This is a genomic window from Streptomyces sp. NPDC020489, from assembly GCF_044386545.1.
In the GTDB taxonomy this organism is placed as follows: Bacteria; Actinomycetota; Actinomycetes; order Streptomycetales; family Streptomycetaceae; genus Streptomyces.
In genome coordinates, this window is sequence record NZ_JBIRUZ010000003.1 from 70,980 (window position 1) to 93,100 (window position 22,121).

At 70.2% G+C, this 22,121-nt stretch carries 17 protein-coding genes; 12 read left to right on the forward strand and 5 right to left on the reverse strand.

The genetic code is table 11. From position 1 onward, the window contains the following. Positions 1–271: 271 nt before the first annotated feature. Positions 272–1,051 (reverse strand): transcriptional repressor LexA, encoded by a 780-nt coding sequence (lexA, locus tag ACH41F_RS07500; protein WP_171145262.1) that lies wholly within the window; start codon positions 1,049–1,051, stop codon positions 272–274. 563 nt (positions 1,052–1,614) lie between these two features. On the opposite strand from lexA, the gene nrdR reads away from it, so the two are divergent. Next, the gene (gene nrdR / locus ACH41F_RS07505; RefSeq protein WP_391233675.1) at positions 1,615–2,148 is read left to right on the forward strand and encodes a transcriptional regulator NrdR; all 534 of its coding nucleotides are present in this window, start codon (positions 1,615–1,617) and stop codon (positions 2,146–2,148) included. Between the two features lie 160 nt (positions 2,149–2,308). Then, on the forward strand, positions 2,309–5,209 hold the full coding sequence (locus tag ACH41F_RS07510; protein WP_391233676.1) for a vitamin B12-dependent ribonucleotide reductase: 2,901 nt from the start codon (positions 2,309–2,311) through the stop codon (positions 5,207–5,209). Positions 5,210–5,471: 262 nt separating this feature from the next. On the opposite strand, the gene ACH41F_RS07515 is transcribed toward ACH41F_RS07510, so the two are convergent. Then, positions 5,472–6,005: a TerD family protein gene (locus ACH41F_RS07515; RefSeq protein ID WP_398833740.1), complete on the reverse strand. Its 534-nt coding sequence runs from the start codon at positions 6,003–6,005 to the stop codon at positions 5,472–5,474. A 147-nt stretch (positions 6,006–6,152) separates the two neighbouring features. Here ACH41F_RS07515 and ACH41F_RS07520 point away from each other — a divergent pair, with 147 nt between their 5' ends. The 4 genes from ACH41F_RS07520 (at position 6,153) to ACH41F_RS07535 (ending at position 8,789) form a co-directional block, all read left to right on the forward strand. Continuing rightward, entirely contained in the window at positions 6,153–6,758 is a 606-nt protein-coding gene (locus ACH41F_RS07520; RefSeq protein WP_398833742.1) for a YdbC family protein, read from the forward strand. Between the two features lie 110 nt (positions 6,759–6,868). Further along, on the forward strand, positions 6,869–7,528 hold the full coding sequence (locus ACH41F_RS07525; protein ID WP_391233679.1) for a histidine phosphatase family protein: 660 nt from the start codon (positions 6,869–6,871) through the stop codon (positions 7,526–7,528). Positions 7,529–7,578: 50 nt separating this feature from the next. Further along, complete coding sequence (locus tag ACH41F_RS07530) at positions 7,579–7,806, forward strand: hypothetical protein (RefSeq protein WP_398833744.1); 228 nt, start codon at positions 7,579–7,581, stop codon at positions 7,804–7,806. A gap of 77 nt (positions 7,807–7,883) precedes the next feature. Then, a complete protein-coding gene (locus ACH41F_RS07535) occupies positions 7,884–8,789 on the forward strand; it encodes an ADP-ribosylglycohydrolase family protein (RefSeq protein ID WP_391233681.1) in 906 nt (301 codons plus the stop codon). Positions 8,790–9,282: 493 nt separating this feature from the next. On the opposite strand, the gene ACH41F_RS07540 is transcribed toward ACH41F_RS07535, so the two are convergent. Continuing rightward, on the reverse strand, positions 9,283–10,821 hold the full coding sequence (locus tag ACH41F_RS07540) for an MFS transporter (protein WP_398834270.1): 1,539 nt from the start codon (positions 10,819–10,821) through the stop codon (positions 9,283–9,285). Positions 10,822–11,218: 397 nt separating this feature from the next. Here ACH41F_RS07540 and ACH41F_RS07545 point away from each other — a divergent pair, with 397 nt between their 5' ends. From ACH41F_RS07545 to ACH41F_RS07565, 5 genes are all read left to right on the forward strand, one after another. Then, positions 11,219–11,485 carry a hypothetical protein gene (locus tag ACH41F_RS07545; protein ID WP_398833747.1) on the forward strand — a complete coding sequence of 89 codons (267 nt, stop codon included), beginning with the start codon at positions 11,219–11,221 and terminating at the stop codon, positions 11,483–11,485. Continuing rightward, complete coding sequence (locus ACH41F_RS07550; protein ID WP_391233683.1) at positions 11,482–12,765, forward strand: hypothetical protein; 1,284 nt, start codon at positions 11,482–11,484, stop codon at positions 12,763–12,765. The genes ACH41F_RS07545 and ACH41F_RS07550 overlap by 4 nt, the downstream gene beginning before the upstream one ends. 451 nt (positions 12,766–13,216) lie before the next feature. Then, positions 13,217–13,840: a TetR/AcrR family transcriptional regulator gene (locus ACH41F_RS07555; protein ID WP_398833749.1), complete on the forward strand. Its 624-nt coding sequence runs from the start codon at positions 13,217–13,219 to the stop codon at positions 13,838–13,840. Positions 13,841–13,922: 82 nt separating this feature from the next. Continuing rightward, positions 13,923–14,624 carry a ribonuclease HII gene (locus ACH41F_RS07560; RefSeq protein WP_398833751.1) on the forward strand — a complete coding sequence of 234 codons (702 nt, stop codon included), beginning with the start codon at positions 13,923–13,925 and terminating at the stop codon, positions 14,622–14,624. Positions 14,625–14,691: 67 nt separating this feature from the next. Continuing rightward, positions 14,692–15,324 (forward strand): hypothetical protein, encoded by a 633-nt coding sequence (locus tag ACH41F_RS07565; protein ID WP_391233686.1) that lies wholly within the window; start codon positions 14,692–14,694, stop codon positions 15,322–15,324. Positions 15,325–15,719: 395 nt separating this feature from the next. Here ACH41F_RS07565 and ACH41F_RS07570 read toward each other — a convergent pair whose 3' ends face one another. Continuing rightward, a complete protein-coding gene (locus ACH41F_RS07570) occupies positions 15,720–16,355 on the reverse strand; it encodes a hypothetical protein (protein WP_391233687.1) in 636 nt (211 codons plus the stop codon). A 375-nt stretch (positions 16,356–16,730) separates the two neighbouring features. Beyond that, positions 16,731–18,896: a RecQ family ATP-dependent DNA helicase gene (locus tag ACH41F_RS07575; protein ID WP_391233688.1), complete on the reverse strand. Its 2,166-nt coding sequence runs from the start codon at positions 18,894–18,896 to the stop codon at positions 16,731–16,733. A gap of 217 nt (positions 18,897–19,113) precedes the next feature. Here ACH41F_RS07575 and ACH41F_RS07580 point away from each other — a divergent pair, with 217 nt between their 5' ends. Beyond that, positions 19,114–20,664 carry a DUF4192 domain-containing protein gene (locus ACH41F_RS07580; protein ID WP_398833754.1) on the forward strand — a complete coding sequence of 517 codons (1,551 nt, stop codon included), beginning with the start codon at positions 19,114–19,116 and terminating at the stop codon, positions 20,662–20,664. The last annotated feature ends 1,457 nt before the right edge of the window (positions 20,665–22,121 follow it).

Consider the following 22,121-nt stretch of genomic DNA (forward strand, 5'->3'; position numbering starts at 1 on the left):
CGCCCCCCACCGTGGTCCTGCCGCGGCGCCCGTCCATGCTGCCGGCGCCTACCCCGCGGGCGGGGGGGGGGGGGGGGGGGGGGGGGGGGGGGGGCGGCCGCCCGGCCGCCGCCCCCCCCCCCCCACGCCCTGGGCACGGCAGTCCGTGCACGGCAGTCCGTGCCCCAGCCGTCCGTACGCGCCCGGCACAGCGCTGGGCCCCGGAACCGGCGCAGGGGTTCCGGGGCCCGGTCTTGGGGGCCGACCTCGATGGGCCCGCCCGCCGCGGCCGTCACACGCGGCGCAGCACCGCCACCACCTTGCCGAGGATGGTCGCGTCGTCGCCGGGGATCGGCTCGTAGGCGGCGTTGTGCGGGAGGAGCCAGACGTGGCCGTCCTCGCGCTTGAAGCGCTTGACGGTGGCCTCGCCGTCGAGCATCGCGGCCACGATGTCGCCGTTCTCGGCGACCGGCTGACGGCGGACCGTGACCCAGTCGCCGTCGCAGATGGCGGCCTCGATCATGGAGTCGCCGACGACCTTCAGCACGAACAGCTCGCCGTCACCGACGAGCTGCCGGGGGAGGGGGAACACGTCCTCGACGGACTCCTCCGCGAGGATCGGGCCACCGGCGGCGATGCGGCCGACGAGCGGGACGTAGGACGCGGCGGGCTTGCCGGCGGTGTCCGTGGGCTGCACGGAGGCGGCCTGGTCGGAGCCGCGCACCTCGTACGCGCGCGGCCGGTGCGGATCGCGGCGCAGGAAGCCCTTGCGCTCCAGTGCCATGAGCTGGTGTGCGACGGAGGAGGTGCTGGAGAGGCCGACGGCCTGTCCGATCTCCCGCATGGACGGCGGGTAGCCGCGCCGCTGCACGGAGTCCCTGATGACCTCGATCACCCGGCGCTGCCGGTCGGTCAGTCCGGAGCTGTCCGCCCGGATGCCTGGAGGTCGGCCCGGCAGGGACCGCTTGTGTCCCTCGGGATTCGTGGCTTCGTTCATCGCATGCACCGGCTCGAGTCGGCCCTGGGAGCGGTCCTGGGCAGTGATGGTGGCACTGTCTGCGGTGGTGGTCACGTCGGCCCCTCTCGATGGTCTCCCTGCTGGACAACGGTAGTTGCTTTCGAAAGGTTGCGCCAAACACACGTTCGAGTGAAAAATCGCAGATCGCCTGACGTGATCGTGCATCTGGGTGTATGGCTAACGCGGTGCCTGGCGGACAAAGGGGCCCATTGCTGTACTCTTCACCGCCGAGTGACGCCCTCGCGGGTTGTCGGCCCAGTCTGCCACCCGGAATTCCGGCGACAGCGCGTCGGTCCTCATCTGTGCGGGAGAACCACGTTCCCTCCGTGCGGTGCCCACCGTATCTCCGCATGCGCCGCAGGGGTACGGCCTGTGCGCGGGTGTCCCTCCGTGACGGCTCGGTCGCGCGGCACATACCTATACGGGCGCGACACGCGTGTACGGCGTGTTTGCCGAGACGATCCCTACATCTAGTGCTTGGATTGCTACAGCAGCCCAGAAGTTGTGGTCCCCGGGGTCTTCGAGTCCCCAGCCATCGCCTATGCTGGGGGCTGCTTCGAGGGGCCCATGAGGTCCAGCGAGGCTATTGAGTCTGCTGTGAGGAGGGTTGGGAGTTCATGCACTGCCCCTTCTGCAGGCACCCCGACAGCCGTGTCGTCGACAGTCGTACGACCGACGACGGCACGTCGATCCGCAGGCGCCGCCAGTGCCCGGACTGCTCCCGTCGTTTCACGACCGTGGAGACGTGTTCGCTCATGGTGGTCAAGCGGTCCGGAGTCACCGAGCCTTTCAGCCGTACCAAGGTCATCAATGGTGTGCGCAAGGCATGCCAGGGACGGCCTGTCACCGAGGACGCGCTCGCCCAGCTCGGCCAACGGGTCGAGGAGGCGGTGCGGGCCACCGGGAGCGCCGAGCTGACCACCCATGACGTGGGGCTGGCCATACTCGGCCCGTTGCAGGAGCTCGACCTGGTCGCTTATCTGCGATTCGCCTCCGTCTACCGGGCGTTCGACTCGCTCGACGACTTCGAGGCCGCGATCGCGGAACTGAGGGAGGCGACGGGCCGCTCCGACGCGGACGTGGGGAGCCAGGAGAACGCCGGGTCGGGAGAGGCCGTTCAGGTCCCCGAGCCCGCAGGTGCCGCCGACTGATCAGCGGGCCGGGCCGGGCGCAGACCCAGGGCCGGCCGGACGGCGGCGATCGAAGACCTGTTGCGGGTGGCAGCGAGGGTGCCCGCAACACCAGACAGAACACCGTGCCACGGGAACATCGGGGCACTTCAGGGCGTTTTAGCCCGTACAGGGAGGCGGCATGACAGAGACGGCGAGCGGTCCGGCACGGAGTTCCCGCGCCAAGGGCACCAAGGCGGCTGCGAACAAGGGCCTGCGCATCGAGCGCATCCACACCACCCCCGGCGTGCATCCGTACGACGAGGTGGCCTGGGAGCGCCGTGACGTCGTCATGACCAACTGGCGCGACGGCTCGGTCAATTTCGAGCAGCGTGGCGTCGAGTTCCCCGACTTCTGGTCGGTGAACGCGGTCAACATCGTCACCAGCAAGTACTTCCGCGGTGCCGTGGGCACCCCGCAGCGCGAGACCGGCCTCAAGCAGCTGATCGACCGCATCGTGAAGACGTACCGGAAGGCCGGCGAGGACTACAAGTACTTCGCCTCGCCCGCCGACGCCGAGATCTTCGAGCACGAGCTGGCGTACGCCCTCCTGCACCAGATCTTCAGCTTCAACAGCCCTGTGTGGTTCAACGTCGGAACCCCGCAGCCGCAGCAGGTCTCCGCGTGCTTCATCCTGTCCGTCGACGACTCCATGGAGTCGATCCTCGACTGGTACAAGGAAGAGGGCATGATCTTCAAGGGCGGCTCCGGCGCCGGCCTGAACCTCTCCCGCATCCGCTCCTCCAAGGAGCTGCTGTCCTCCGGCGGCAACGCCTCGGGTCCCGTCTCCTTCATGCGCGGTGCCGACGCCTCCGCCGGAACGATCAAGTCCGGTGGCGCCACGCGGCGTGCCGCGAAGATGGTCATCCTCGACGTCGACCACCCCGACATCGAGGACTTCATCGAGACCAAGGTGAAGGAAGAGGAGAAGATCCGCGCCCTGCGTGACGCGGGCTTCGACATGGACCTGGGCGGCGACGACATCACGTCCGTCCAGTACCAGAACGCCAACAACTCGGTCCGCGTGAACGACGCGTTCATGAAGGCCGTCGAGCAGGGCGGCAAGTTCGGCCTGACCTCCCGGATGACCGGCGAGGTCATCGAAGAGGTCGACGCCAAGGCGCTGTTCCGCAAGATGGCGGAAGCCGCCTGGGCCTGTGCCGACCCGGGCATCCAGTACGACGACACCATCAACCACTGGCACACCTGCCCGGAGTCCGGCCGTATCAACGGCTCGAACCCCTGCAGCGAGTACATGCACCTGGACAACACGTCCTGCAACCTCGCCTCGCTGAACCTGATGAAGTTCCTGAAGGACGACAGCAAGGGCAACCAGTCCTTCGACGTCGAGCGCTTCGCGAAGGTCGTCGAGCTCGTCATCACCGCGATGGACATCTCCATCTGCTTCGCGGACTTCCCGACGCAGAAGATCGGCGAGAACACGCGCGCGTTCCGCCAGCTCGGCATCGGCTACGCCAACCTCGGCGCCCTGCTGATGGCGACCGGCCACGCGTACGACTCCGACGGCGGCCGCGCCCTCGCCGGTGCCATCACCTCCCTGATGACCGGCACGTCGTACCGGCGCTCCGCCGAACTCGCCGCGGTCGTCGGCCCGTACGACGGCTACGCCCGCAACGCGCAGCCGCACCTGCGGGTCATGAAGCAGCACGCTGACGAGAACACCAAGGCCGTCCGTGTGGACGACCTGGACACGCCGATCTGGGCCGCCGCCACGGAGGCCTGGCAGGACGTGCTGCGCCTCGGTGAGAAGAACGGTTTCCGTAACTCCCAGGCGTCCGTCATCGCCCCGACCGGCACCATCGGTCTCGCGATGTCCTGCGACACCACCGGCCTCGAGCCCGACCTCGCCCTGGTCAAGTTCAAGAAGCTGGTCGGCGGCGGGTCGATGCAGATCGTCAACGGCACCGTCCCGCAGGCCCTGCGCCGCCTGGGCTACCAGGAGGAGCAGATCGAGGCGATCGTCGCCCACATCGCGGAGCACGGCAATGTGATCGACGCCCCCGGCCTCAAGCACGAGCACTACGAGGTGTTCGACTGCGCCATGGGCGAGCGCTCCATCTCCGCGATGGGCCACGTCCGCATGATGGCCGCGATCCAGCCCTGGATCTCCGGCGCGCTCTCCAAGACCGTCAACCTGCCGGAGACGGCGACCGTCGAGGACGTCGAAGAGGTCTACTTCGAGGCCTGGAAGATGGGCGTCAAGGCGCTCGCCATCTACCGCGACAACTGCAAGGTCGGCCAGCCCCTCTCCGCCAAGACCAAGGAGAAGGAGAAGACCGAGATCACGGAGAAGGCCGAGGCCACCATCCGTGAGACGGTCGAGAAGGTCGTCGAGTACCGCCCGGTCCGCAAGCGCCTCCCGAAGGGCCGTCCCGGTATCACCACGTCCTTCACCGTCGGCGGCGCCGAGGGTTACATGACCGCCAACTCCTACCCGGACGACGGTCTCGGCGAGGTCTTCCTGAAGATGTCCAAGCAGGGATCCACCCTCGCGGGCATGATGGACGCCTTCTCCATCGCGGTGTCCGTGGGTCTGCAGTACGGCGTTCCGCTGGAGACGTACGTCTCGAAGTTCACCAACATGCGCTTCGAGCCGGCCGGTATGACGGACGACCCGGACGTGCGGATGGCGCAGTCGATCGTCGACTACATCTTCCGCCGCCTGGCGCTGGACTTCCTGCCCTTCGAGACGCGCTCCGCGCTCGGCATCCACTCCGCCGAGGAGCGCCAGCGTCACCTGGAGACCGGTTCGTACGAGCCGTCCGACGACGAGGTCGACGTCGAGGGTCTGGCCCAGTCGGCGCCGCGTGCCCAGGAGCTGAAGGCCGTCGTCACCCCGAAGGCCGAGGTCGAGGCGGCCAAGCCCGCCCTGAAGCAGGCCCACACCAGCGCCGAGCTGGTGGAGATGCAGCTGGGCATCCAGGCCGACGCCCCGCTCTGCTTCTCCTGCGGTACGAAGATGCAGCGGGCCGGTTCCTGCTACATCTGCGAGGGCTGCGGCTCGACCAGCGGGTGCAGCTGACCGTACGCGCCGTCCAGGCGTGAACTGAAGGTGTGAAGTGGGGAGTCGGCGCGATGCCGGCTCCCCGCTCGGCTTTCTCGATGGTCAGCGGCCCATGGCGCTGGACAGCTCGTCCACGCCGCGAGCAGGCCGGGGGGCCTGGCAGGACGGTTCAGACGATCGGGGTCCACTCGCGCGTGCTCGGTCCTCTCGCCGTACCGGTACTGGCACGGCTGCCGGGGAGCTCCGGGACGCTGGGGGCTGAGCGCATCCGTACCCCTGATCAGGGGCGATGGACCTGCCCCATGCTCCGCGTGAACTCCGCCGGGTCGTCCTCGAAGCCGTGGATGCCCGGGTGGAGCTCCCAGGTCCCGGACCCGTCCCGGACGAACTCGGCCACCGTCGCCGCGGTCGCCCCGAGGACACTGCCGAAGTCGTCCTCGGTCAGCACCGTGTACCCCTCACGGATCCGCAGCGCCGGGTTGATCACGCCGACGAACGTCCGTTCCTCGGAGCGCTGCTGGATGACGACACCGACGACCACGCGCGCGTACCGGCTGTCGAGCCGGTCGAGCTCCAGGGTCATGACCTCGTCCCAGCCGAAGCCCTTGCCGTCCTTGCTGTCCCGGTTGAGAGTGATGGTGCCGTCGGGCGAGCGGCTGTCGAAGTGCACCGCATAGGCCGGGTCACCGTACGGCTCGGCGGCCAGATAGGTCGCGGCGACGATGTCCAGGTCGGTGGCGCTCTGCCCCGCCGGGCTCGGGTCCCACTTCAGCGAGACTTCCACCTTGCGGATCCCCTTGTTGAGGCCGTTCACCAGGCTTCCCCTTCCCCGTGGTCCACGGTCCGAACTGCCAGGCAGTCGCGGCCGGTTGTCCATCCTGCCACGCGCGCGTGCCGCTCGCGGGAGAGATCTCCGTCAGAGCGTGACCGACGCCACGGTGCGTGGCCTTACGATGGCGCGGTGCTGGTCAAGTGGATTCGCTGCACCGTGGTGGACCGCCGCGGGTTCGAGCGCGGGCAGCGGAAATGGGCGGGGCTTCTGGGGGAGCCGGGGTTTCGGGGACAGGGCGGAGGCTGGAGCCGGGGACGACCCGGGGTGGCGCACATCTTCTCCTTCTGGGAGAGCCGTTCCTTCTACGACTCCTTCATGGCCCGCTCCCACGACCGGCTGGCCTCCGCACAGTCCGGCACCTTCAAGGACCCACAGGTCAAGCTCTTCGACTACCGCTTCGATGTGAAGACCGGCTTCGAACCGCGCTTCACCGACACCGATCTGGTCCGGGTGGCCCACTGCCGCGTCCACCAGGAGCGCGCCGAGCACTTCACGCTGATGCAGGAGAAGGTCTGGAACCCCGCGATGGCCGGCTCACCCGGCATGATCCGCGGCCTGTTCGGCGAGGCTCCCGGCCATGAGTTCCTGGTGCTGTCGATGTGGCGGTCGGCGGCGGAACACGGCAAGTACCGCACGGAACGGATCGAGCGGCTCGCCCTGCGCGCCCAGACGGAAGCCGACGTGGCTTCCTTGACGGGCGACATCGTGGAGCTGGAGCCCAGCTGGACGGTTTGAAAACCGGACTGACTCATCGGCCGTGATCCAGGTGCGGGAAGTGTGTGACGTACGCCGTATGGAGGCCCTACGGGTGCTCGATCGGCCGTCACTCGATCTAGGGTCTTGGCATGGCACGACCACGGCGAATCGTCCTTGTCCGGCACGGGGAGTCAATGGGCAATGTTGATGACACCGTGTATGAACGCGAGCCAGACCACGCGCTGGCACTGACCGAGCGAGGCTGGCAGCAGGCCGAGGAGACGGGAAAACGCTTGCGCGAGGTCTTCGGGCGCGAGCGCGTCAGCGTGTACGTCTCCCCGTACCGCCGCACCCATGAGACCTTCCGCGCGTTCCACCTCGACCCCGAACTCGTACGGGTGCGCGAGGAGCCCCGGCTGCGGGAGCAGGACTGGGGGAACTGGCAGGACTGTGACGACGTACGCCTGCAGAAGGCCTACCGGGACGCCTACGGCCACTTCTTCTACCGCTTCGCGCAGGGAGAGTCCGGTGCCGACGTGTACGACCGGGTCGGCGGCTTCCTGGAGAGCCTGTTCCGCAGCTTCGAGGCCCCCGACCACCCGCCGAACGTCCTGCTGGTGACCCATGGGCTCGCCATGCGGCTGTTCTGCATGCGCTGGTTCCACTGGTCCGTCGCGGAATTCGAGTCGCTGGCGAATCCGGGGAACGCGGAGATGCGGATGCTCGTTCTCGGGGACGACGGCAGGTACGTGCTCGACCGCCCTTTCGATCGGTGGCGTGATCCGGAGTCCTACGGGATCAGTGGATAGGCCCCCATGGCGTGTCGAGCCGTGTTCGAACGGGCGGGTGGGGAGCTTTGGTGGACGTGGTGCGCGTCATGGAGGCGCTGGCCGAACAGGGGGTCACCGTCCTGTTCAAGGCCGACGCGGAGCGCATGCGGGACGGCGTGAAACCGTGGACCTTCGTGGCGACGGGAGCGCCCTTCCACGAGGGCCTCCTGGTGCGCACGGACGCGGTGTCCGTGCAGTCCTGCCTCAAGATCTGCCTGCCCCGGCTGCGCGAGTACGGCCTGGTCATCCCCGAGTGACCCCGGATCTCGCCCAGGCCGACCGCGCCGGCCGCGGGGTGCTGGACCCTACGACGACGAATTAGAGTGGCAGGGCGATGACCGCTGACTCCTCTCCCGACGGGCGCCTGGACCGCGCCCTGTCCAGCCTGCGCGGGCTCGCGGTGGGTGACGCGCTGGGCTCCCAGTTCTTCGTGCCGGTGAACTACCCGCTGCTCAAGCGCCGCGAGCTGCCGGCCGAGCCCTGGCAGTGGACCGACGACACCGAGATGGCCTGCTCCGTGGTGGCGGTCCTGGCCGCCCACCACCGGATCGACCAGGACGCGCTGGCCCACTCCTTCGCCCACCACCACGACTTCGACCGCGGCTACGGCCCCGCCGTCAACCGTCTGTTGCGGCTGGTCCGGGAGGGCGGCGACTGGCGCGAACTCGCCGCCGCGCTCTTCAACGGGCAGGGCTCCTGGGGCAACGGCGCCGCGATGCGCATCGCGCCCCTGGGTGCCTGGTACGCCGACGACCCGGAGCAGGCCACCCATCAGGCGGAGATCTCGGCCTACCCCACGCACCAGCACCGCGAGGCCGTCGTCGGCGCCATGGCCGTCGCCGCGGCGGCATCGCTGGCCGCTGCCCCCGGCGGTCCGCCGAGCCCCGAGGCACTCCTCGACGGCGTCATCGCCCTTGTCCCGAAGAGCGCCGTCGGAGCGGGGCTGCGCCGCGCCCGGGACATGCTCGACTACGACGACGCCGGCACCGTCGCGGCCGTACTGGGCTGCGGGCGGCGTACGACGGCCCACGACACCGTGCCCTTCGCGCTGTGGTCGGCCGCGCGGTCCCTCGGGGACTACGAGGGGGCGTTCTGGACGACCGCCCACGTCGGCGGTGACGTGGACACGACCTGCGCCATCGTGGGCGGGGTGATCGCCGGGAGCAAGGCCGGGACGCCGCCCGCCGAGTGGGTGGGGCGGACCGAGGCGCTGCCGGAGTGGGTGCCGGGGGGTGGGTGAGGCTGCGGTGGCGTGGGTGTGCGCTGTGCCGTGGCGCGAGCGCCGGTGCCGGCCTCTCGGCGCGGCTGTGGCGTGGGTGGCGGTGTTTCCGGACGGCTGCCGTCTCCATGGGGAGGAAACTCTCTGTGCACGCCGGGAACTCTGCGTTACCGTGCGCTCGTTGTTGTGACAACCGCTGTGTGACCCCTGGGGGGCGCAGGGCGGGGCGACTCACGAGGGGTACGGGGGTGGTGGTCATGCGGTTCGAGTCGATGCTTCTGCTTTTTCTCCTGCGACTGCGACTGCGACTGCGACTGCGGTTGCGGCTGGTACCGCTCTTGCCGCGACCTAGAAGGCTGCCGGCCGTGGCGGGTGAAGCCTTGACCGTACGACCACGCGCTGGCCGCGTCCGGTCGCGCCCTGTAGGGGTGGTGTGGATGGGCGAACCTCGTCCACGCCGCCGGTTCCCCGGATGGGGCCCAGTCATCCGGGGTCCTGCGCGGGCCAGGTGGAGTCAGCCGATGCCGGGGCCTGCCGTGCCCGCGAGCGCCTCCAGGTCGCTCTTGCGGACCCGGATGACGAACCCGGCCGTGGCCAGGGCGAGTACGGCCATGGCTACAGCTGGGATGAATGCCGTGGAGATCCCGTGGGCGAGAACCTCATGGCTCCAGGGGGCAGGCAGCTGGTGGGTCTTGGCGAACGACGCCTTCTGTTCCGGTGTGGCCTGGGCCATGAACGACGCGACCTGCTTGCCTGCCTCGTCGCGGCTGGCGGAGCCGAACACGGTGGTGAGGATCGACAGGCCGAGCGCACCGCCCACCTGCTGTGTCGTGTTGAGCAGGGCGGAGGCCGCGCCTGCTTCGTGCGGGGCGACACCGGACACGGCGGTCACGGTGAGGGTGACGAAGTTGAGCCCCATGCCGAAGCCGAAGAGCAGCATCGGGCCGAGTACTCCGCCGACGTACGAGCTGCCGGAGTCGACCAGCGACTGCCAGACGAGCCCGATGGTGACGAGAGTGGTGCCGGATATCAGGAACGGCTTGGGGCCGAGTACCGGCAACAGTCGCTGCGACATCCCCGCGCCTGCCGCGATCACCACGGTGACGGGGAGGAAGGCCAGACCGGCGCGGATGGGGGAGTAGCCCAGCACGTTCTGCACGAAGAGCACGATGTAGAAGAACATGCCGAACATCGCCGCCGCGAGGCTGATCATGATCACGTACGTGCCGGAGCGGTTGCGGTCGGCGAACATCCTCAGGGGGGTGATCGGTTCCTTGGCGCGGTTCTCGACGATGACGAAGACGGCGAGCAGTGCCACCGCGGTGCCGAAGGCGCCGACGGTCAGCGAGTCCCGCCAGCCGTCGGATGCCGCCCTGATGAACCCGTAGACCAGAGCGACCATGCCGAGCGTCGAAGTGAGCGCGCCGGTCAGGTCGAAGCGGCCCGGGTGGCGCTCGGACTCCTTGATGTAGCGGGGTGCGAGTCCCGCGATGGCAACGCCGATGGGCACGTTGACGAAGAGGACCCAGCGCCAGTCGAGCCAGTCGGTGAGCAGTCCGCCGGCCAGGAGCCCGATGGCACCGCCGCCCGCGGACACGGCAGCGAAGATACCGAGCGCCCGATTGCGCTCGGGACCTTCCGGGAACGCGGTGGTGATGAGCGCGAGTGAGGTGGGTGACGCGATCGCACCGCCCATTCCCTGCAGGGCTCGTGCGGTCAGCAACTGCCAGGGCTCTTGGGCGAGTCCGCCGAGCAGCGAGGCGAGGGTGAACAGCAGGATGCCGGCGATGAAGACCCGCCGTCGTCCGAGGATGTCCCCGGCTCGCCCGCCGAGCAGCAGCAGGCCGCCGAAGGTGAGGGTGTAGGCGCTGACCACCCACGTCAGGTCGGTCGTGGAGAAGTTCAGCGCGGTCTGGATGTCGGGCAGGGCGATGTTGACGATCGTGGCGTCGAGCACGACCATCAGCTGGCACGCAGCGATGACCGTGAGTGCGATGCCTGGGTGTGATGGGCGCGAGCCTGTACCCGGTGGCGATGGTGACTGGGTCTGTATCTGATCGTGCGTCACGGCATGTCCCCCAGAGACAATGTAGTGAACGTACGCGTTCACTAATCGGGACGATAGCGAGTCGGCCCTAGTGAACACAAGCGTTCTCTAAGGTGGTTGGCCTGGAGGTGGTGGCGTCGGTTGGGAAGGCTGGCAGGCGCAGGCCGACGTCACGCTGCTGGGGCGAACAGGGGTGGTGACGGGGTGATGATTCCGGAGAAGGCGGCGTGACTTGGCTCGTCAGTCGGTGTCGAGGGAGAGAGAGGGAGTGCGGCGTGGGTGACCCGATGCGTGCCGTGTAGAGCGGCAGCAAGGGCATACGCGGCGAGCGGGGCGGGGGTACCGTGGTCGACTTCCGGTGTGTGCATGACCTTGATGACTCCGGAAGCAAGGAGGGGGCTGTATGAGCGTCGGCGACCCGCGTCACGGCATCATCCTGGGCCGGCGTCCGAGTGGTGGTGGGCCCGGCGGTGCGCTCGGCGCCTACGTCGTACAGGGTGATGAGGACGAGCGCTGCTACGGCTTCGGCCACCGGCGGATCGTCACCGAGGGATTCCGCACCACTCGGACCGGCGAAGGCGTCCGCTTCCGCGCCGGCGCCGAGAGCCTCGACCGGGCGGAGTTCGTCATCCGCCTCGGCCGGCCCGACCCCGCGGAGTACTACCGGTGACCAGTCATGGAGAGCCGCAGCTCGCTGATGTCACAGGGGCACGCCAGGAGCTGACCGTCGCCCTTCCGGTGCGGTTGCTGCGGGTCCCCGGCTGGCCCGAAGGCCCCTTCCCCTTCGAACTGGGCAGCCGCCGCACCGACACCCGGACCCGGTCCACCTATTTCGCCCCCGCCTCCGCCCGCGCCCTCTACGGGGCACCCGGGCGACCGCGCCGCTGGCACCTGCCAATGGACGTCAAGCACGACGGGCTGCACCTGCTGGGCATGGAGCTCCTCCGCGCGGCCACCGCTCGCGACCCCGAACGCGCCCTTGCCGTCCTGCACTTGAGCGTGGAGAGGCCGCTGCTGCCCGTCCTGCGGGCCCTCGCCGGTCGGAGACTGAGCGCCGCCGACGAACCGCTCACGGGCCCCTTCGACCCCGCCGGGCTCCTCGCCGGTATCGCCGATGTCCGTACCGCCGACTCGCCGTTCGCCATCGCCAGGCCCTACACCGTCGCCTTCATGACACCCACGGCCCGGCACACTCCCGCCCTTCGCACCGGCGACGGAGGGGTCCTGCCCGCCACCGCGGACCACTGGCTGTGGCAGCTGGCCTCGCGCTCCACGCCGGAGGACTTCCCCCTGCCTCCGGAAACCGCCGCCGAGCAACTCCATGACGCCGTAAGGATCTCGGCGGACTGGAGCGCCCTGGTGCTGCGTCAAGGAGCCGCCTTCCTCGGCCATCGGCCCGATACCGGTGCGGGCGACTTCTTCGAATTCGGCGCTCTGCACTCCCGGACCGTCTATCTCGACGCCCTGCTCCTCGGCTCGCTCCAACGCGATCACATCGACGAGCTCACCGACGAACTCTCCGAGGTGTTCAACTCCTCCCGTCTCGCGCGCCGCGTTGCCGCGCTGGAGCGGAACATCGCCGTCTTCCGCAGTACCTACTGGCGCCAGCACCTCACCGCCCACGGTGCGGCGAACGACCTGCTCCTCGCCTTCCAGAACCAGCACCGGCTGCCCGCGCGCTTCGGCGAGATCCTGGCCGAAGCGGCCGACTACAGCAGGCTCGTCCAGACCCAGGAGAGCCAGCAGATCAGCGGGGCCCTGGGCGTCCTCACCATCCTCGGCCTGCCGCTCGGCACTGCCCTCAGCATCCTGCAAGTCCTCGACGACCACTCCACGTTCCACCTGTTGATCGCGCTCGGGCTGTCGGTCGCCGCCACGGCGGGAGCCCTCACCACGCGGTATGGGCGCCTGGTCCTGTCATCCCTGCGGGGTGGGGTCGGGAAGACGTAGGGCGCTGCGGCAGGCGACGGGACGGGCGGGGTGAACGGAGGTTGGTCGAGTCCGAGGTGGGCAAATCCCTCATAGGGTGCTGGACTGCCTGCTGGCAAGGGTGATGACGATGACAGGGGCGGTGCAACACGCGTCGGAATGATCATGTCCAGGGCCGCCTGGATTGGCAGGCCGGGAGATGGCGGTGAGGGCGATGCCGATGCCGGGGTGTACCTTCCGGCGGGCCGCGCCTGGCCTCTACTCCTTGATCAACTGCGAGGCCGTCGCTATGGTGCTCCACGAATGCGTTAGTGAACGCTCTCGTTCACTGTCGCGTCGGCCGTACTGAGTCCCTCGTGGTGCACGCAAGCCTGCACCTCGCGTTCTCGCCGCGTGGCGTGTCCCCCGTAGGTGTCGCGCGCCGTCCCCCTCCCCGGAATTCCCGCTTCCTCTGCTCGCTGGAGTCGCTCAGATGGTTACCTCGCGCTGGATGGCCGCCCCCGCCCAGGCGGCCTCCCTCCGTCGGCGCGGCGCCGTGCTCGAACGCGCGATCCTCGATGCCGCGCTGGAGCAACTCAGTACGGTCGGGTGGAGGGGCCTCACGATGGAAGGTGTGGCCGCCGGTGCCCAGACCGGCAAGGCGGCGGTCTACCGGCGCTGGCCGTCCAAGGAGGATCTCGTCGCCGACGCGCTCCAGTTCGGGCTGCCGATCATCGAGACGGCACCCGATCTGGGCAGCGTGCGCGAGGACCTTCTCGAACTGTGCCGGCAGGCACGGGACGCGATGTTCTCGCGGCCCGGTCTCGCGCTCCGCGCGGTCATTCACGAATGCGACCCCACGCAGGCGGAGCGCTTCCACGCAGTGATCTTCGACGGAGTCGTCGAGCCGATGACGAGGCTCCTCCAGGAGGTCATCGCTCGCGGGATCGAGCGGAACGAGGTCCGTGCCGACGCTGCGAACAGCTATGTCTTCGACGCCGTTCCGGCCATGATGATGTACCGGTCCAAGATGTGCGGCAGTGAATGGAGCGATCGTGATCTCGAGGAGATGATCGACCAGTTGATGGTCCCCCTGCTGCGGAAGGGTGACGCCTGAACACGGCTCGGACCGGCGTCCGTGCCGCACGGGGAAACCGGGGTGTCGCCGGGTGATCCGGGCGGCGTAGGCTAAGGGCGCCATGCCGTACGAACCGCCTACACACACCGTCGAGCGCTCCCTTCGCGCCACGACCGGAGCAAAGATCATTGCCGGTGTTGACGAGGTGGGGCGCGGCGCGTGGGCCGGTCCCGTCACCGTCTGTGCGGCGATCACCGGACTGCGCCGACCCCCCGAAGGTCTCACCGACTCCAAGCTGCTCACCGTCAAGCGGCGCACCCTGCTGGCCGCGCAGTTGCAGACGTGGGTGACGTCGTACGCCCTGGGGCACGCCTCTCCCGAGGAGATCGACCATCTCGGCATGACGGCCGCGCTGCGCCTGGCGGCGGTCCGGGCGCTGGAGGCTCTGCCGGTCCGGCCCGACGCGGTGATCCTCGACGGCAAGCACGACTATCTCGGAGGGCCCTGGAAGGTCCGTACCGTGATCAAGGGCGACCAGTCGTGTGTGGCGGTCGCGGCGGCGTCGGTGATCGCCAAGGTTCAGCGCGACAAAATGATGGCCGAACTGGGTAGCGACCATGCAGACTTCGGTTTTGCGGACAACGCCGGGTATCCGTCGCCCGTGCACAAGGCCGCACTGGAGGAGCGGGGACCCACCCCGCACCACCGGATGTCGTGGGCGTATCTTGATGCGCTGCCTCAGTGGCGGCACCTCAAGAAGGCCCGCAGCTGGGCGGAGGGGCGCGTCCCGGAGATCGAGGGCCAGCTCGGATTCGATTTCTGACCGTTCCGCTCGCACTCATGTGCCACCCGCCGGTGCGAGCCGCACTAACGTTTGATAAAAGTCAGCCATGCCTCTCCTTCCCGAGGAGCCTCAGATTCACGAGAGTGCCCAGGGTCCCCGCGCCACTTCGGCCAGTGGCCGTACCGCGCCGACCCCTCGTCCCGTACCCGGCCCCAGGCCTGCGGCGCACCCGCGTCCCGGTCGTTCGGGCCCCCTCCGGCCCACGCCTCCGGTGCAACGCACGCCGCGCGACGTTGCCGTCAAGCCCGGACCGTCGAGTCCGGCCGCCCACACCGCCGCCCCGGTGGCAGCTCCGCAGATCCAGCTGATCCCGGCCTCTCCGGAAGGTGCGCTCGACGCCGCCGAGGAAGCCGTGGACCTGCTCCTGGACTCGGGCCGTGCCCCCGGAGACGTACTGGTGATCACGACCGGCGAGCAGCACCCGTGGGCCACCCACGAGCTGTCCTTCGGTGAGACCTCCTACTGGGCCCAGCACGACGCGGGCGACGACGTCTTCTACGCCGACGCCGCCGCGGCGGGCCGGGTCACCACGCGTCCCGTGGTCGTGGTCGCCGTCAACGGGGGCCCCGACTCCGTCGCCGCGACCGCTCTGCCTCAGGCACTCGGTCGGGCCGGCGCCCTGCTGATCGTCTGCGGTGACCCGCAGCAGATCAACTCGGTGTTGGGCGCGGGCGTCTGACCCCGTTCCTAAGGCTCCGGGGCTCTAGGAGTGACGAAGGCGTCGCCGCGGCGGCGCCTGCACGGTGGGGGGTTTGTCGTGCGCGGATGGTCGGGGGACGGTCCGTGGGCGTCTGCCCACGCCTGGGCGGGCCCGAGGTTGCGCGACGTCCGCTCGTCGTCCGGCGCGTGAGTCGGTGCGGGCTGCCTGAAGTGGTCGCGCCCCTGATGCATACGGGCGCGCTGGGATCGGCGTGCCATCGGCATGCCTCTGAAGTGGAGCTCCCCGCGCCGAGGTTGGGCCGCCGCCCGGAGCGATCCGTCGGCAGGCGCAGCCGGACCGCTCCCACCTCCGCCTCCGGAGCGGCCGATCGGTCTCCCGGGCCGCACCGGTTGGCTGTGCCCTGCCGGGGTTGCTCAGCGGGCCGCCGCGCGGCGCAGGACCTCCGAGGCGGCACCGCCGGTGCGGGGCAGCGGGGGCGGCGCCTCGGACAGGGCGAGGGGTTCGGGTGACGACTCGGAGTGGGGTCGGCGTCCGCCGCGTCCCTCGCCGAGAACCTGCCAGCCGTCACGGGTCAGCGTGATGTACGCGCCACAGCGCAACCCGTGCAGCGTGCAGGCGTCTCGCAGGCCCCACATCCACGCGCCGTCCTCCTCGGTCCAGCGTGCGTCGCCGTCCCGGCAGTAGAGCAGCACGGCGGTGCGTACCGGTGTGCGGCGCCGCAGGTCGTGCGGGATGACCCGACGCAACTGGGCGAGCAGCGCGTTACGGAACATCCAGCCGTCGGCCGGGGCCGGGCGGCGGACGAACGACGCACTCGCAAGCAGCCGCTCGTCCGGATCGAGCACGGCCACGATCGCGGTCGACGGCTTCGGGTGGTGCCGGGTGTGGAGTCCGCTGACGACCTCACGGGGGTTGCGCAGCAGGGGGATTCCGGCTGCGGCCCACTCCGCGGGTTCGAGCATGCGGGTCAACGGGTTGGCGGATGCGGCGGACAGGTCGGCAGTCGTCGACGTGGATGCCGCGGGGGACGGAGCGAATCCGAAGGTCACGGTCCTCCCTTCGGCTACGCGCCCACACTGCGGGCGGGGTCGGATTCGGGGGAGCGCACGCCGCAGCAGAGCCCTACCGGACCACGGCGAGCCGTGCGGGGAGCGGACTTCAATTCTTCCTGTCGAACTTGGTTGCGGCAACGAGCAATTGGGGCCGTCGACCGATATCTGATGGTGTGTGGTTTATATCCTTACCCGGCGAACCGCCGCGCGACGCATGGGACGTCCGCCCATGTCAGAGGCCGCGCGCTCCCGGGGCGCCGGGAAGCCGGAGCATGTCGTCAGAGTCGTGGTCGGTGACTCTGTGCCATCGACATCACCGATGGCACCACTGTCATCAACCCTGTACGGCGGCAACAACCCTGTACGGCGTCATCACCCCTGTACGGCCAGCACCAGAGGCAGCACTGCCTGCGCACCGGCGCGACGGAGCATCCGGGCCACCACGGCGAGAGTCCACCCCGTCTCGGTGAAGTCGTCCACGAGGAGCACGGGGCCACCGGCGTCGGCCAGGGCGGCGGCGAGGTCGGGCGGCATCGCTAGGGCGCCGTCGAGCGCCTTCAGGCGTTGAGCGCTGTTGCTTCTGGAGCGCGGGGGCGCGTCGCCCGCGTACTCGAGCGATCCCAGGAGCGGCAGCCGGCCGACCTCCGCGATGTGCGCACCGAGGGAGTTGATCAGCCGAGGCCGTGTGCGTGAGGGGATGGTGACCACACCCACGGGCCGCGGCTGGCCGTCCGCCGCTCCCGAAGCCCAGCCGCCCGGCCCCTTGGCCCAGTCGGCGAGCACGCCCACCACGGCCTTCGCGACATCGTCCGGCACGGGACCGTCCGTGGCCTGAGGGGTGAACATCGGCCGCAGTCTGTTGCCCCACCCGATGTCCGACAGGCGGCCCAACGCCCGCCCCGGCGAGGCCTGTTCGCCGGCCGGGATGCGTCCCTTGAGCTCCACGCCGATCGCCGGCAGCCCCGTCGGCCACATCCTGCGCGGCTCGACCTCGACGCCCGCCCGGCCCAGATCGACGCGCGCGGCGGCCAGTGCGGCCGTGGACGTGTCCGCCGTGAAACGCGCTCCGGCGCAGTTGTCGCACCGGCCGCAGGGCTTGGCGCCCTCGTCGTCCAGCTGGCGTTGCAGGAACTCCATCCGGCAGCCCGTGGTGGACGCGTACTCGCGCATGGCCTGCTGTTCCGCCTTGCGCTGCCGGGCCACCCAGTCGTACCGCCCCGTGTCGTACGTCCACGGCTCACCGGTCGCGACCCAGCCGCCCTTCACACGCCGGACGGCCCCGTCCACGTCCAGGACCTTGAGCATGGTCTCCAGCCGGGAGCGGCGCAGCTCCACCAGCGGCTCCAGCGCGGGCAGCGACATCGGGCCCGACGCGCGCGTGAGGACGTCGAGCGTGCGGCGCACCAGGTCCTCCGGAGGGAAGGCGAGGGAGGCGAAGTACTCCCAGATCGCCTCGTCCTCCTTGCCCGGCAGCAGGAGCACCTCGGCGTGCTCGACGCCGCGCCCCGCGCGTCCCACCTGCTGGTAGTAGGCGATGGGGGAGGAGGGCGAGCCGAGGTGGACCACGAAACCGAGGTCGGGCTTGTCGAAGCCCATGCCCAGCGCGGAGGTGGCGACCAGCGCCTTGACACGGTTGCCGAGCAGGTCGTCCTCGGCCTGCTGCCGGTCGGCGTTCTCCGTCTTGCCCGTATACGAGGCGACGGTGTGGCCTCGGTGCCGCAGGAAGGCGGTGACCTCCTCGGCCGCGGCCACGGTGAGCGTGTAGATGATGCCGGAGCCCGGCAACTGGTCGAGGTGGTCGGCGAGCCAGGCCATCCGGTGCGCGGCGTCCGGCAGCGGCAGGACGGCCAGGCTCAGGCTCTCGCGGTCCAGTGGGCCGCGCAGGATCAAGGCGTCCGAGGTGCCTCCGGTGCCGAGTTGCTCCGCGACGTCGGCGGTCACGCGCGCGTTGGCGGTGGCGGTCGTCGCCAGCACCGGGACGCCCGGCGGGAGGTCGGCCAGCATGGTGCGCAGCCGCCGGTAGTCCGGGCGGAAGTCGTGGCCCCAGTCGGAGATGCAGTGGGCCTCGTCCACCACGAGGAGCCCGGTGGCGGCGGCCAGCTTGGGCAGCACCGAGTCACGGAAGTCCGGGTTGTTGAGCCGCTCGGGGCTGACCAGCAGGACGTCGACCTCACCGGCCGCGATCTCTGCCTGGACCGTGTCCCACTCCTCCGTGTTGGCGGAGTTGATGGTGCGGGCGTGGATGCCCGCCCGGGCCGCGGCGTCCACCTGGTTGCGCATCAGCGCGAGCAGCGGCGAGACGATCACGGTGGGACCGCTGCCCCGGGCGCGCAGCAGCGACGTCGCCACGAAGTACACGGCGGACTTGCCCCAGCCCGTGCGCTGTACGACCAGGGCTCGCCGCTTGTGGGCCACCAGCGCCTCGATCGCCCGCCACTGGTCCTCCCGCAGCCGGGCGGTGCCGGTGGTGTCCCCGACGAGACGGGCGAGAACCGCGTCGGCGGCCGCCCGGAGATCGACGTTGCTCGTGTGCTCCATGTGTCCATACAACAGGACGCCACTGACATTCCGGGGCCGGCCCTGCTGGGGATGGGGGCGCGGATCGGGGGCGGGGCTTGCCCGGGGGGTGGGTGCGGGGGTGGCGGGGGCCTCGCTCGGGGTGGGGGCACCGCGATCGAGCCCGGGTTGACGTGTCCCTGGTCGAGGTTATCCACAGGGCAAAACGGAACTTCGTGATTCGCGAGATCGTCTGCGCATGACGAACCACAGCGAAACGACTGGATCCCCCGAAAACGGCGACGCGGCGGGGCGTGGCCGACCCGACCGGCATGACAGGCGCGAGCGGTCTGAAGACCTCGGAGGGCAGAGCGGCCGTCCCGCTCCCACGGGACACCTCGACTGCACCCCGTACGACGGTCACACCGGCGAGCACCAGCTGACCCTGCGCAGCCCGGCCGAGCTCGCCGACGCCCTGCCGTATCTCCTGGGGTACCGCCCCGAGGACAGCATCGTCCTGGTTGCCCTCCACGACAGGGACGGGCGAGGCCGTTTCGGAGGCCGGGCCCGGCTCGGCATCCCGGCCGGCGGCGAGGACTGGCCTGCCGTGGCCCGGCAGCTGGCCCACGGACTCGTCACCGGCAGCGAACGCAGGGGAGCGCGCCCCGAGCAGATGGTGGCCTACCTCTGCCAGGAGCCCGGGAAGGGTGAGTCCGGCCGGCAGGTGATGGAACGCCTGCGGCCTCTCGCGCAAAAGCTTCGCGTCGAGTGCGGGCTCCTCGACGTACCCGTGATCGAGGCTCTGTGCATTTCGGACGGCCGCTTCTGGTCCTACTGCTGCGCCAGCGAGGAGTGCTGCCCGCCCGAGGGCGAGGCGATGGGCCTGCCCGGCACCTCGGTACTGGCGGCGGCCGCCACCTACGCCGGACTCCAGGTGCGCGGCACCCTGAGCGAGCTGCGAGGCAGGCTGCTCCCCTGGGAGAACGCCACAGCCCTGGCCCAGGAAATCGCCCTGGACACGGGCAGCATGGCGATCGTGCCGAGGATCCTCGACGATTCGAGCCGGGCGGGGATGGCCGAGGAGACGCTGGAGCTGGCGAGGCAGATCATGCGGCGCTTCGGCCAGGCTCCGCGCGTGTCCGGCACGCTGACCGAGGATCTCCGAGACGACCAACTGCTCGACCACGACGAGGCCGCGATGCTCATTCTGGGCCTCCAGGACCGCACGACCCGCGATCGCGCAGCCGAGTGGATGGAGGGTGACGAGGCCCTCCTGGCCCTCCGCCTGTGGCGGGCTCTGGCACGGCGCTGTGTCGGACCGTACGGCGAACACGCGGCGGCGCCCCTCACCCTGGCCGGCTGGGTCGCCTGGTCCACCGGCGACGAACTGGAGGCCAGGGAGGCCTTGGCCATGGCGCTGGGCGCCGATCCCGACTACCTCTTCGCACGGCTGTTGCACCAGGCCTGCAACGAGGGGCTGGACCCGGAGTCGATCCGCCGCTGTCTGCGGGCGGAGCGGGTGGAACGGGTGGACGAGGAGGAACCCGCCTCCGAGCGCTCCCGCAGTGCCGGGCCCACGGCGCCGGGCGACACGGACGGATCCGCGCCTCGTCCCGCACCCGCCACCGGACGCCGCCGCAGGGTGCGGTCCGACGGCTCCGCCACCACGAAGCCGCAGGGACAGGGCTCGAACGGCTCCCGTCCGCGTACGCCGACCACGGGAGGCACCAGGCCTCTCGCCGCACGTGTGAACCGCACGCGCAGGAGGGTGGTGCGTGAGAAGGGCGGCGACACGGATGGGGGTGCGTGAGGGGGTGCCGTCTGTATGCGGGGCGACATCGACGGCGAAGGGCTGGACGGGACGGAGGGCGATCCTGTGGTGCATGGGTATGCGTCGGCACTGAGGCGGGCGCTGCGGGTGGGGAGAAGAGCGGACTTCATGTCGGTGCGCGTGGGGAGCTTTGGGTCCCTGGATCTCCGGGACCGAGGAACAACCGGGAGTCCGGAGTCCGCGGGTCGGGGAGGCTCGAAGTCGGGGAGTCCGGGAGTCCGGGCCTCCGGGAGTGCGGGAGTCCGGGCCTCCGGGAGTGCGGGAGACCCCAAGTCCCGGAGTGCGGGGGGTTGGAACGCTGGAAGTCCCCGAGTCCAATAGCCCCGCAGTCCCGGCCGCCGGAAGGCCCAAGCGCCTGACACTCACATGCTCCGGGCGACCGAACCCCCTCTTCGACCTGTCGGCCCACGCCGAGCACCCCGCGCCTCGGTCGACCGAACACTGGCCGCCATCCGGTTGGCTCGGCCGATTGCAGGCGTGACTCCGAGGAGCCCTGTTCCGTTCACCTGAGTGGCGGAACGCCTGGACGGGCCCTGCCGACGCACCACCCTGGCCGTTCAGGAACCCCTACCCCGACGCCGGCCCCGCCCGAGGCGCACAGAGCGCAGAAGAAGCCGCCCATGCATCAGTCGACTCCGCCCTCCGCCTCCGACGACGACTGCACCACCGCAGGTGGACCAGCGCCGCAGATCGGTCTGCCACCGTCTGCGGGCGGCGCCGGCCGACACGATCCGCGGGACGCGGGCCGGCCCCCCGCGTCTCCCGACCGGGACTCGATCCCCCGCGAGGCGCAGCTGGACCGCACGCCTGATCCGGCGAGGGACCTAGGCGCGACTCTCGCACACGAGCCACACCGAAACCGTCCCCCCGATCCGTCGAAGGCGCCGGCAAGGCCTCTCGCGCACGAGTCACACCGAACCGATCCTCTCGATCCGGCGAGGGACTCGGGCACGCCTCCTGCGCACGATTCACACCGAACCGGTCCCCTCGATCCATCGACGACCCCGGCCTCGCCTCTCGCCCACGAGCCACACCGAACCCGAACCGATCCCCCCGATCCGGCAAGAGCGTCGGCCGCATCACCGGGAGCGGAACCAGCCGCTCACTCCGACCGCGCAGGGAGGCTGGGCCCTTCCATGCCCGGGGAAGGGGATCCGGCTGTTCCGCCGCGTGGTCCGGCCCCTGCCGGACCGCAAGGCCGACCACGCCGCCCGGGCCCGCTGGCAGGAGCAGGACTCCCCTCTTCACCCCCCGTGGGCCAAGGCTCCGCGCCACCCCGCCAGGCCCGCCAGGCCGGACAAGTCGGCCAGGTTGGACAGGTTGCGCAGGCCCCCCAGCCCGGGCAGGCCCGGCAGGTCGGACAGGCCGGGCAGGCAAGCCGCTCACCCATCCCACCCCCTCTCAGCGGTGCGCCTGCGCCCCCGGCACCGCGTCGC